10 protein-coding genes are annotated in these 12,751 nt (G+C 44.4%); 2 read left to right on the forward strand and 8 right to left on the reverse strand.

Annotated elements, in window-relative coordinates; genetic code table 11:
• Positions 1-2: 2 nt before the first annotated feature.
• A complete protein-coding gene (locus tag Q9312_RS06810) occupies positions 3-458 on the reverse strand; it encodes an OsmC family protein (protein WP_309203835.1) in 456 nt (151 codons plus the stop codon).
• 244 nt (positions 459-702) lie between these two features.
• On the opposite strand from Q9312_RS06810, the gene Q9312_RS06815 reads away from it, so the two are divergent.
• Complete coding sequence (locus Q9312_RS06815; protein ID WP_309203836.1) at positions 703-2,505, forward strand: alkaline phosphatase D family protein; 1,803 nt, start codon at positions 703-705, stop codon at positions 2,503-2,505.
• A gap of 136 nt (positions 2,506-2,641) precedes the next feature.
• Here Q9312_RS06815 and Q9312_RS06820 read toward each other — a convergent pair whose 3' ends face one another.
• The 6 genes from Q9312_RS06820 to Q9312_RS06845 form a co-directional block, all read right to left on the reverse strand.
• Positions 2,642-3,670, reverse strand: a complete 1,029-nt coding sequence (locus Q9312_RS06820; RefSeq protein WP_309203837.1) for an MBL fold metallo-hydrolase — start codon at positions 3,668-3,670, stop codon at positions 2,642-2,644.
• 38 nt (positions 3,671-3,708) lie between these two features.
• The gene (mtaB, locus tag Q9312_RS06825) at positions 3,709-5,049 is read right to left on the reverse strand and encodes a tRNA (N(6)-L-threonylcarbamoyladenosine(37)-C(2))-methylthiotransferase MtaB (protein WP_309203838.1); all 1,341 of its coding nucleotides are present in this window, start codon (positions 5,047-5,049) and stop codon (positions 3,709-3,711) included.
• Between the two features lie 27 nt (positions 5,050-5,076).
• Positions 5,077-6,846: a M61 family metallopeptidase gene (locus tag Q9312_RS06830; protein WP_309203839.1), complete on the reverse strand. Its 1,770-nt coding sequence runs from the start codon at positions 6,844-6,846 to the stop codon at positions 5,077-5,079.
• A gap of 80 nt (positions 6,847-6,926) precedes the next feature.
• A complete protein-coding gene (locus Q9312_RS06835; protein ID WP_309203840.1) occupies positions 6,927-8,243 on the reverse strand; it encodes a glycosyltransferase in 1,317 nt (438 codons plus the stop codon).
• The gene (pyrC, locus tag Q9312_RS06840; RefSeq protein ID WP_309203841.1) at positions 8,240-9,289 is read right to left on the reverse strand and encodes a dihydroorotase; all 1,050 of its coding nucleotides are present in this window, start codon (positions 9,287-9,289) and stop codon (positions 8,240-8,242) included. Before pyrC ends, Q9312_RS06835 begins: the two co-directional genes overlap by 4 nt.
• 180 nt (positions 9,290-9,469) lie before the next feature.
• Positions 9,470-10,756, reverse strand: coding sequence for a glycerophosphodiester phosphodiesterase family protein (locus Q9312_RS06845; protein ID WP_309203842.1), 1,287 nt, complete (start codon positions 10,754-10,756; stop codon positions 9,470-9,472).
• Positions 10,757-10,943: 187 nt separating this feature from the next.
• On the opposite strand from Q9312_RS06845, the gene Q9312_RS06850 reads away from it, so the two are divergent.
• Positions 10,944-12,236: a pyridoxal phosphate-dependent aminotransferase gene (locus tag Q9312_RS06850; protein ID WP_309203843.1), complete on the forward strand. Its 1,293-nt coding sequence runs from the start codon at positions 10,944-10,946 to the stop codon at positions 12,234-12,236.
• A 19-nt stretch (positions 12,237-12,255) separates the two neighbouring features.
• Here Q9312_RS06850 and Q9312_RS06855 read toward each other — a convergent pair whose 3' ends face one another.
• Positions 12,256-12,741 carry a DUF4442 domain-containing protein gene (locus Q9312_RS06855; protein WP_309203844.1) on the reverse strand — a complete coding sequence of 162 codons (486 nt, stop codon included), beginning with the start codon at positions 12,739-12,741 and terminating at the stop codon, positions 12,256-12,258.
• Between the last annotated feature and the right edge of the window lie 10 nt (positions 12,742-12,751).

Here is a 12,751-nt window from a genome sequence, read left to right on the forward strand (position 1 = left end):
CATCAATTCGACTGATGAAGCACTTGATGATTGTTGTCTGATACCGACACATCGACCGGAATTCCCGCTCTCACGCTCTCGGTAACCACACAAAAGGCTTCGAACTGCTCTAAAATTCGATCGAGATGAGGGATATCAGACGCTGATTGCCCAAGTTCAATCGCAACCGCTAACTTTGCGACGCGCCAACGCCCTTCAACACGAGCTAACTCACCACTGACCTTTGCGGTGACGGCACCAGGATCCCCTTTAAACTTTCGTATCGCAAAACAAAGACTGGCAGCTAAACAATTAGCAACCGACGTCGCTAATAAACGAGTCGGGTTAGGACCGGAACCTTCACCAAGCGGCTCCGGCTCATCGGTTTCTATCTGCCCCATTGCTCCAAAGTCAACTTCAAAGCGATAGTTATCAATTAATTTTAACGCCACTTCAAACGTGGAATGTTCGTTGCTCATGCTTGAGTCCCTCTATTCGATAGTTACCGAAAATAATCCGCCCCTATCCGTTCAGTATAGCGCTAGCGACATTGAAGTTAGCAAGCATTTCTGTCTAAAGGTTGCCGCAGCGCAAAACAACAAGTTTTGCCACAATGAAACGAAAATGTAAATATTACCTCCGCAACCAGCGTGATTGTCGTCGATTTGTCACAATCCCCTGCGTAAACTTGGCCTGATAACAAAAAATTCTAAAGGAAGCAGTATGACTAAATTGACTCGGCGCGACTTTATCCGCGCAACTTCATTGGGAATGGGCACGACGATTGTAGCGAGTGGCTTAACCGGTTGTGTGATTGATGACGATTCTGATCGACACACAGCAGTCGATTTCTTACATGGCGTTGCCAGTGGCGATCCAACCAGTGCTAGCGTCATTGTTTGGACGCGAATTACCGTAGAAGATGATTCGGAAGTCACTGTTGGATGGGAAGTCTATAACGATGAAACCGATCAATTTGTCATCAGTGGTTTCACTCAAGTTAATGCCAGTACCGATCACACATTAAAACTGGACTTAATCAGTCTCTCACCGGGTACACGTTACCGCTACTTCTTTACATCGAATGGGAAACGTTCGCCGATTGGCTACACCAAAACATTGCCTGTCGGCCATATTGAATCCGCTAAATTTGGCGTCGTTTCTTGCTCGAATTATCCAGCGGGTTTATTTCATGTTTACGGCGAAGTTGCTAAGCGCAACGATCTTGATGCGGTACTTCATCTCGGTGATTATATTTATGAATACGGCGACGGTGGCTATGCAACCGAGCGAGCTAACGAAATTGGGCGAGGTTTCAATTCTGATAACAACACCGAACTGTTAGGGGTTGCTGACTATCGTAAGCGTTACGCACAATATCGAACCGATCCCAATCTTCAAAAATGTCACCGAAAGTTCCCGTTCATTGCCGTTTGGGACGATCATGAGGTGGCTAACGATGCGTATAAAGATGGCGCTGAAAATCACAACGACGGCGAAGGCGACTTTGAAACGCGCAAAGTTGAAGCTTTGATGGCCTATTTTGAATGGATGCCTGTGCGAGACAAGTTTGCTCAAGGCGACTTAGCTATTTACCGAACATTCCGCTACGGTGACCTACTTGATCTTCACATGTTAGATACCCGTATTATCGGCCGAGACCAACCCATCGACATTTATGACTTTGTCGATGGCTCTGGCAATATCGATGCGGTTGCCTTCGAAGCAGCCTTATCAGACACATCAAGAACTCTGTTAGGCGGCCAGCAACTCGCATGGTTGCAGTCAGCTATGGCAACCAGCACTGCCAAATGGCAAGTTCTTGGCCAACAAGTATTAATGGGCAAAATGTTTCTGCCTGCCGCCATTGCCACTCAAGCGTTATCCATTGATCAGTTTGTATTGATTGCACGAGTTGCTCAAATTGCCGCGATTTATGAACGTTATCAAGCTAATGATCCAACGTTAACACCCGAAGAGTTGGCCATATTAACCCCAGAAAATTTAGCACTACTGCAAGCAAATCAAGCTCTATTAACACCGGAAAATATCGCCTTGATTCAACTGCCAAGTATTCCATACAACCTCGATGCATGGGATGGGTATGCTTATGAAAGAGAAGTGGTGTTAGGCACTGCGCAAGCGTTTGATAAAAACCTCGTAGTACTTGCTGGCGACACTCATAATGCCTGGGCCAGCGACCTAAAAACCTTCACAGGCGCTCAAGTCGGCGTTGAGTTTGCCACGGCCTCTGTTAGCTCTCCAGGTCTTGAAGTTTACCTACAAATTCCGAATCGAGAGACCGCCATTGAATACGAAGCGGGAATTACTCAACTGGTTGATAACCTCGCCTTCTGTAATGTTTACGATCGTGGATTTTTAACCGTTACTTTTACGCACGATGAAGCAACCGCTGACTGGACATTTATTGATGATGTATTCAGTGAAAGCTATCAAGTGATGTCTTCTCGACAAAAAAGCATGTCGGTATTGCCCGGCGCAGGAAATCGTCAACTGATTGACTAACGATGGTTATTGCCTAAAACTAAAAAAGGGACGACATGTCCCTTTTTTATTGGATTGCTTCTCTGAGTTGAATTATTTCTATGTATTGAATTAGCTCTCTGTATTGAATTAGCTCTCTGTTTAATTGGATGACTATCTATCGCGCAATTGCTCCGGGTCGAATCCCCTGCTCTAAGGTAAACAAATCACCGACCGACCCAACCACGTAATTTTGACGTGAGCCTTTCATTAGGTCTCGTAACTGAACTAACGAATTGATCCCAGTACAGTGAGCTCCATTCATTTGCTGCAACCCAAATAACTTTAGTTGGTTAGCCGTCCACTTTAGCTGTTCATCACTCGCTCTAAGTAGGTGAAACCCTCCTATTGCGGTGGTGATCTTTTTTTCTTTGAATCGACTTTGTATCAATGCCATCGTGTTGATAATCCCCGAATGACCACACCCCGACAATAAAACAATTCCCTTTGTGGTATTAATAAACAGAGACATATCTTCAGCAACAATATCAACAACCTCTCCTTGCTTTGTTTCCAGTTTCGAGTTTGGATTGTAATTTTTTTCGTCGTACTTTCGAGGTACGTTACCGGTTAGCCACACACCGGGGAAAATCTCCTGAACAGAGTCGTAAATTTTAAACTCAACGCCATCTGCTTCGAGTGAATCTTTTAAAACTTGCATAGAATGAGGGCGACCGACACGTTTAGTAAAAATACCTTTACCAACATGAATACGACTGATAGCCGTAGGATTGATCGATTTTAAATGTTCCCTAAGATAAAGTACGCCACCTGTATGATCGCCATGATTATGGCTAAGCACAACGTCTTCAACTTCCGATAAATCGATACCTAACCGTTGGGCATTGTTTAAAACGGTCTCAGGATAACGTCCAGTATCAAAGAGTATTTTCTTTTGCCCGACTTCTACTAGCGCAGAATATCCCCACTCACCGTGTCCACGATCTGCCAGCATTGTAGAAAGCGTTGTTATCTTAAGATCCGAAACTTGACGTTTTGGCGTCTGTTGAGCGGTTAAATTATTGTGGAAACAAACCGCCCAAAACATCAAGACGAAATAGATCGAACAAATGCGGATCGAAATAACGCGGGTCGAGCAAATACTGCTCGAGCAAATACGGAGCTCGCAATTAAAGTCCTTTAACATGATATCCTCTCTTATCCATTAAGGTTCCAAGCTCTTGACTATGGCTTCAACGTCACAGCAATAGGAGCACCTTTTTTATATTCTTCATTTAATGTAACTAGTCCTTGTATCGCATCGCCTTCGATCGCGACAAGCTTGGTTTCAATGATCGCATTACCAATGTCAAACTGCGGGGGAACATCGGTAAACACGCGATGATAATTTGGCGTGTGCCCAATAAACCTAACCATGCCATTTTCTAGCGCTTGTGGGTTACCCTCCCATAAAACAGGGACAACGAGCTCTAGTTGGCGACGTTGTTCTTGTTCTTTCAGTCTTGCTGCAAGTTGATGTAATTTCTGACTGCGCAATTTCTTCGTTGCATTATCTAAATGCCCAGGCAATCTCGCCGCTTTGGTTCCTTCTCTTGGCGAATAAGAGAAAATATGAATATGACCAAACCCAACCTTTTCAATGTAACTCAATGATGCTGCAAACTCTTCGTCTGTTTCACCTGGAAAACCAACAATAATATCCGTCGTCACATTGAATCCGGGAATGTGCTCTCGAGCTTGCGTAACTAAGCGTTCAAACTCTTCGGTTTTGCAGCGACGAGCCATTCGCCGCAACACGCTGTCGGCTCCGCTCTGCAATGGTAAGTGCATATGCGGTAGTACTCTCGGATTCGAAAACAGGGTAAAAAATTGATCGGGTAAATCCCAAGGCTCCACCGATGCAAATCGAATGCGCGGCACAGATGTCTCGGCCAATATGCGCTCGACTAACGAAAATAAGTCGGTCTCTAGGTCACTGCCGTAGCCACCGACATGAACCCCAGCAATGACGATCTCTTGAACACCATCTTGTACATGTTGATTAATCTCTTCGATAATAGATTCCGGTGTTCGACTGCGCTCTTCACCACGAGCGACGGTAACAATACAAAAGGTACATCGATATCGACAGCCGTCTTGAACCTTAATAAACGCTCGCTCTTTATTTCGGGCAAACAAAGCGGGCGCTCCCGGTTCGGTAGCCATCGTTGGCATCGTTGGCATATCTAACACCGCTTGTGTTTTCGCCACAAGCTGATCTTTTTCTTGGTTACTTACCACCAGATCGACACCAAGAATCTCATTCGCTTGTTGCTCTTCAAGCGAAGCATAACACCCTGTAACCACCATTTTGGCACTCGGATTCTTACGATGATGTTTGCGAATTACTTGCCGCGACTTTCGAGCCGCCTCACCAGTCACGGCGCAAGTATTTACGACCATCACAGCAGCATCTTCTGGCTGTTGGGTAATCGAATAACCAATAGACTGATACTCTTGCGCCCAACGCTGTAATTCAGCTTCGTTGAGACGGCAGCCCAATGCCGTTAAAAATATTTTGCTCATACTTGTCCTCAAAAATTCTTACCCATCTTAGTTTTCAAGTGGATGACTGGTCCAAGACTGATAATGTTCTTTCTGTTGATCAGTGGGTTGCTCGACTGGAACTATTTTTAGCGATGTATTCTCATTCACTTCTGTCAGCAAAGTGGCTTCCTTTAGTTCATCTCTGCGAAAGAACTGAATAGTAATATTTTGTCCTATTGGAAGCGCTTCTATGCGTTCTTCAATATTGTCTTTACTGAGCCGCAACTTGTTGATTGCAACAATTCGATCGCCGCTGGTGAGTCCTGATTTCCAAGCTGAAGAATGCTTTTTAACTCGTTCTAAAACTAATTCGTTGTCGTATTTAATGCCTAAATCAACTTTTAAGTCTTCTTTCTTGAGACGTTCTATTTTCAAACCGAAATAATTCAACATGTCATCAAATGGAATGGGCTTCGTTCCCCATACATAGTCATCCCAAAAAGATCCAAAGTCTTTACCCGTGACTTCATTCACTAAGCTTAAGAGGTCTTCATCTGTAAAACCTTTTTCACTGGCATTAAAACGCTGAAAAAGCAATCGATGAACGTCTTCGAAACGTTTCTGATTGTTCGTCGCTTCTCGTATTTTATAATCAAGAAGCCAACTGACTAACGAGCCTTTCGCATAAATATTGACACCATGATTAATAGTAAAGTCATTGGTAGACTCAATCCAACTATACCAGCTTGCTTCTGATACCGATTGAACCTCACGCCCAGGTCGATTTAAAAGCTTTTCGATCGACTTCGCGATCTCTTTATGAAACTCTGCTTGGGTTGAGATCTCTGCTCGTCGCACCAACAATGTATCGTAATAACTCGTCGACCCCTCTGCTACCCAAAGGAGAGGTGTATAGCTTTCTTTCTGATAGTCATAGGGAACGAGAGCAGCTGGCCGGTAAGCTTTAACATTCCAAGTGTGTATTAGCTCGTGGGCAGCGGTACCCATAAAGTCTAGGTAATCAGAGCGAGATCCGAACCGATCTCTTTGACGTTGAATGACTGTCGAATTAATGTGTTCAGTCGCGCCTCTAGGACCGCTGGTCGCGTGTATCATATAAACGTATCGAGAATACGGAAACTCTTTCCAAATCGCTTCGACTTGTCGGTCAAGCTTGGCTAAGTCACCTTCAATTTTGGCTTCATCGTAGTTTCCTCGTCCCCAAAATAACAATTCATATTCACGGTCTCCGACGGTGAATTCTCGAAAAGAGTGAATACCCGTTTCTATCGGCGAATCAACTAAAACATCGTAATTATCAGCAACAAACGTGTGCTTACCCGCAGATTCCATTCCTGATCGTGAGCGCCATTTGTTAGGCACCATCAAACGAACTTTAATGGGTCGGTCACGCAGTTGAGGGCTATATACAAAGGTTGCGGTCGCATCTAAGAAGGCATGGGTGTCATCAATATGTCGAGTACGACTCCCAATATCATTAGCATACAATAAGTATTGTATGGTGACAGGTTCGCCGTTAGATTCAATTCGCCAGCTGGCTTTATCGATAGCTCGCCATTCAAGTGCTTTTCCATTCGCGTCAAAAGCGGAAAAATTTCGAATGCCTTTGCTTAAGTCGAGAATTTCATAACGCCCGGTTCTCCAGACTGGCAAACTAATATCTAACTGCTTACCCTCATGCTTGGGGAATTTAACTTGAATGTCAGCTAAATGATGTTGTGGCTGTTGGAAATCTACTAAATAATGAACCTGATCTTTAGCGTCTATCAGGTTAGTTACTAACAGAACAACTGCTAGTCCAAAATACTTAATCATTACGACTCCAATTTTTGTATTACTCATGTTTTTAATTACTTAACGATACTATTTTTTAAAACTGCCCATAACAAAATTTGTCAAACGTCTCCATTTCTGTCGGAGGGTCGCGAATCAGACTTCACGTTAGCCAGCTGGTTTTTTACATCGATCCAGCGTGACATAAACTCGGTACTGCGCAGACTATGATGGCGTAACATCGCGTTATAAAATAGCTGACTTCGATGTTCATCCATATCATCTAAGATGTTTTGCACGCGTGTTAGTAATTTTTTCTCAAGCGCCTCACGATCAAAGACTTCTTTCATAATAGGAGCAATTGCTTGTTGCGCTCTCATCCACTTTTGAGAATTCTCATACAACTCTACCGCTTGTTGTACAAACTCATCCTCATTGCTAGCAATCGATCCTGGCCATGCTAACTCAGCATGCATACTTTCTGCACCCACCGGAGTCGTCACACTCGGCGTTCCCATTTGCATAGCGTCTATTAACTTACCTTTAATACCTGCGCCAAACCTCAATGGTGCTAGCAATACTTTTGCTTCTGCAATCACTTGAAAGGCGTCTTGAGCTCGGTCTTTAATTAAAAAACCCGACTTTGAATCATTTAATGCCGTCGCTTTTGGCGGCGTATAAGCACCATAGATATGCAGTTCTGCTTGCGGTATTCTCGCTCGAATGTTTGGCCAAATCTGTTTTAAAAATAATACCGAGTCCCAATTAGGAGCATGTCGAAAATTACCGATGGCAACAAAGTGTTGTCGCTCTTCGAAGGGTTTAAAGTTGGCCTCTGAGAATGGAACCATAAATGGAATAGTAATGAGCTGTTGTTTTGGTACATTAAACTGACGTTGCAGCAGTTCACATTCAAAAGCAGAAATGATTAGTGATAAGTCACTTCGTAAAATAGCAGCGACCTCACGCAAGGTTAGCTCCGACATAAAGTCGCTATTCGCGATCTCTCGCTGCTGTTTAAATGCTCGATGACGAGCATCTCTTAAGAATTGAAGATCTTCGGTATCAAGCACTCTTAATGCGTTAGGACAGCAACGCTCTACGCGCCAACCAAATTGCTCTTCCATCATAAAACGATCAAACAACACCACGGTTGGATTTAACTGAGAACAAAACTCATCAAAGGCATCATCATTTATTGCAATTGACTCCGTTTTTACTCCTATCGTTGATAAATCAAACATAAAATCGCTAGAACGTGCTGGTGACGCGAACACCACCTTAAATCCTGCCGTTTGAAAAGCTTGAATCAACGATAAAATATGCCGTCCTGCAGCCGATGATTCTGGCTCCGGCCAAACGTATCCGATAACCAATAAGCTCGGTTTGAACTTTTTAGCGTCTATTTTTTCGAGATTACTTTGAGACAATTGACTCACTTATCTTGCAACTTCCAAGCTAGCGTTTCGCCTGCATAAAATGGAACGATAGGATCGCCATTGGGCAATGCAATTTCATTAGGAACCTGCCACGGTTGTTTAATCAAGGTAATGGTATCTTTATTACGAGGTAAGCCATAAAAATCGGGCCCATTACAGCTAGCAAATGCCTCAAGATGCTCCAAGCAACCCAGTTGTTCAAAAATTTGAGCATAAAGCTCAATCGCACTCCATGCACTATAACAACCAGCACATCCACACGCGGTTTCCTTCTTATGTTTCGCATGAGGTGCTGAGTCAGTTCCTAGAAAAAATTTCTTCGAGCCAGACGCTACTGCTTTTTGTAAAGCTAACTGATGGGTGTTTCGTTTTAAAACAGGCAAGCAATAGTTATGCGGGCGAATGCCACCGACCAGCAAGTCATTTCGATTCATCAATAAATGCTGAGGCGTTATGGTTGCTGCTACTTTGTCTGTCGCGGTCACTACAAAGTCGACCGCATCCTTTGTTGTGATATGCTCAAAAACCACTTTTAGTTCTGGCATGGCTCGTACAATTGGGTATAAATGTCGATCGATAAATACTTTCTCTCGATCGAAAATATCGATATCGCCGTCAGTCACCTCACCGTGAATCAATAGCAGCATATCAACTTTGGCCATCTCTTCGAAAATGGGGAACAAGGCTTCTACTTGACCCACAGCCGCATCTGAGTTGGTTGTCGCTCCAGCCGGATAGAGTTTCGCGGCTACAACACCCGCAGCCTTTGCCTGTCGAATATCTTCGATGGTGGTTGAGTTGGTAAGATACAACGTCATCAAAGGCTCAAACTCAACGCCTGCCGGAACCGCGGCCATAATTCGCTTTTGATAATCAATGGCCATCGCCGATGTAGTTACTGGGGGGACTAAGTTAGGCATTACAATGGCGCGACGAAAACAACGCGTAGTGGCAGGTACTGTTTCGTGCAAGATATCACCGTCTCGAAAGTGTAGGTGCCAATCGTCAGGTTGAATTATGGTAATCTGTGTTGTGGTGTCAGACATGCAATCTCCGCAGTAGCCAGTTAATACAATCGCTAACCGCGGATTATACCATTATTTACTCAAAAAAATCGCCAACCAGTGATAGCGGTCGCTTGTCTGATACAGGCTCGGATATTGGTGGTGTCTGATGCCAGTGAAACCTCTCTCAACTCACCACCAAAAGCCATTAAAAACAACCCATTAGTCTAGATTCATGCAGTTCGCATAATAACTGGTGGTCGCAGGCCAATCAGAAAAAACACCGATTACCCCGACCTTTTTAGCCAGAGCATCCAGTACTTGATAGGTATCTCCATCATTATTGATGGCCTCAGATATCGACTGGTGATACCAGCCGCCGCCAGCTTTTAGCGGTCCGTCGCGCTCCAATGTCCAAGTGATAATTTTCAAGCCTGCTTGACGAGCATACTTGGCGTAATCAGAAGCCACCAATTGTTGCTCCTCGTCTAAAGTAAGCAAGGCCCACATTGGCGGAGCAATAACACGAACACCTTTCTCACGTAAGCTCATCATGTCGCTCAAGCTAGGAACATAATCTGCTTGTGTATACATGCGGTCATCCAAGTAAACGGCCTGACGAGCAAAACGCGGCTCATGTTCAACCCAATATTCAACATCAGACAGATTAAATGATTGCGGTAACACGCGCTTAGGACTAACTCCTGCCGCTTTGTATTCGTCGATCATTTGTTGGGCATAATCTTGTTGTGAATAGTCACCCTCGAACGGCATACTAACGCTCGGAGCTTTTAGCTCTGGAGTCATTTTTACGCCTAGCTTGTTGAACAGTTGAATACTTTCTGCATGCGTGAGTAAGGTCCCACACTGGGAATAAAGATCCGTGCGCCAGTTTGCAGTGCCTTGCATGTATTGTTCCGCAGTAGTGGCCGTCGGATCGCTAGCATCCATTTTTCCACACAGCGACTTAAACTCAGCCAGCGTGATATCACTAGTACAGCATTGCGCCGTCGCTGGTGTTGAAGTTGCCGCATTGGCGGGAACAAAGGGCTGAGAACATTTCGAGGCTAACTCTGGAATACCTAAGATATTTGTCGTTGTATGCAGATCACATTGTGAATGACGACAAACCAGCTGCTTATCTTTAGTAAATGTCACATCACACTCAATCACCCCAGCGCCCATTTTAGCCGCAGCCATGTAAGACTCTTTTGTGTGCTCAGGAAATTGCATTGGTGCACCTCGATGCCCAATTGAAAAATCGGTTTTCTTGAAAAACAATCGGTTTTCACATCGCTTTAACGCGCTTTTTAAAGCGCCATCATCCATGTCGTCTAGTAAATAGAAAGGTCGTGGTCCAAGCTCATTTTGATAACGAGAAAGACCTCTCGAAGCGTGTTTTTCATCAACCTGGTTCGATAAAGCGGCATCATTCACTTGATACTTAGCCGCATCAACGCCTATGCTTAAAGACATTGCTACGACACATAAACTTGTCGTTAATTTCATACTTGCTCCTGCTTTTGTTTTGAGTATTGTTTTTGTATATGACAGCCATCCTTATTATTTTGAGAGCCATCAATCACAATTAGCATAATGAGATAGTGTGAATCTACGATGAGAATAATATGACCGTCTTGCGAAAATGCGATCACATTAGACATGTAATATAACGAAAGGATGTGGAGACGACACCATGAAAAAACAGCCTGATGTCCATCTAAACCTAAATGTACGAGGCCTATCGCTTTCGGCCACTTTAGCCATCAATGAAATTAGTAATGATCTCATTCGTCGGGGAGAGCAAGTCATAAAGTTAGGTTTAGGGCAAAGTCCCTTCCCTGTTCCGCAAGTCGTTGAAGACGCATTAAAGTCGAACGCGCATCAGAAAGACTACTTGCCTGTCGCCGGATTGCGCAAATTACGCGGTGCTGTCGCTGAATATCATCACCGTCAGGGCATTGCCACAGCTCCCGATCACATTCTTATCGGGCCAGGCTCCAAAGAACTCATGTTTATACTGCAATTGGTTTACTACGGTGACTTGGTAATACCAACACCTAGCTGGGTATCTTATGCCCCTCAAGCAATGATTCTCGGACGACAAATTCGTTGGCTAAAAACAGAAAGCAAACATAACTGGCAAGTGACGCCCGACAGCATTGAGCAACTGTGTTCCGCCGATCCGAATAAACCCCGTCTAATGATCTTAAATTACCCAGCGAATCCACACGGTTACACCTACACTGAGCGAGAACTAAAAGCACTGGCAAAAAAATTAAGAAAATACAAAGTGCTGGTGTTGTCGGATGAAATTTATGGTGAATTAGATTTCGATGGTAGCCATACCTCGATTGCAAAATATTACCCCGAGGGAACCATCATTAGTTCAGGGCTGAGTAAATGGTGTGGCGCTGGAGGATGGCGTCTAGGTACCTTTGCTTTTCCTCCCAACCTCAGCTGGCTAATGGACGCCATGTCGATTGTCGCCAGTGAAACTTACACCTCCACTTCAGCTCCGATTCAATATGCCGCGGTTCGCGCTTTCCAGGGAGGTTTAGAAATAGAGCGCTATTTAGCCAATAGCCGACGAATTCTGTACACCCTCGCCAAAAGTATCGTAACGAAAATGCAAACCGCTGGTTTTGAATTAGCAATGCCTGACGGCGCTTTCTACCTATTCCCGAATTTTGAACCCTTTCGAGGTGTCTTATCGGAGCGCGGAATTTCGACAAGCACCCAGTTATGCGAGAAAATTTTAACCGAAACTGGCGTTGCGATGTTGCCAGGAGAAGCCTTTGGACGTCCGCCAGAAGAACTGACAACACGAATCGCCTTCGTTGATTTTGATGGTGCCAAAGCGCTGATGGCAGCAGAGCAAGTGCCTTTGGATCAAGAGTTAGACGAACAATTCGCAGAACAGTATGGTGGCAATTGTATTTTGGGAGTGACTAAAATTATTGAGTGGCTTGAGGGCGTCGTTGAATGACTCAACGACGCCATCTTAATTAGCGCTTTGGCGTCCAAGCCCAGATCATTTCACATTCAATCGGCTGCTTGCCTTCGCTATCCGTCACGGTTACCGGTACCAGAATTTCACCTTTCTCAGTATCAATGATGTGCTGTATTTGCTCCGGAGTGAGTTCTGCTTTTGCGGTTAAGTCACCACTTGCTCGCTTTACATAATTAATTTTCATTGACTTTATAACCGGTGTTCGATCATCTGGTACGTTCATTCCAACTAACATGCCAGTCGCGGTTTCCGCCAGCAATCCCATAGCAGCAGCGTGAACACCCTTGATATGGTTGCGTACTTTTTTTCGATTCTTTAAAGTCCAAACACTTTCTTCGCGCGTCAAGGTTTGACACTTAACACCAGCCGTGCCGACGAACTTAATTGTTGAACCCAATAAGTAATTCAGCAACCAGCCACGATACAAAGGAGAACGGTTCTGGATTTTCTCCACCAGTGATGCAAAGTAATTCTTTTTCATACAACGTCTC

The sequence above is a fragment of the Pleionea litopenaei genome (assembly GCF_031198435.1).
In the GTDB taxonomy this organism is placed as follows: Bacteria; Pseudomonadota; Gammaproteobacteria; order Enterobacterales; family Kangiellaceae; genus Pleionea; species Pleionea litopenaei.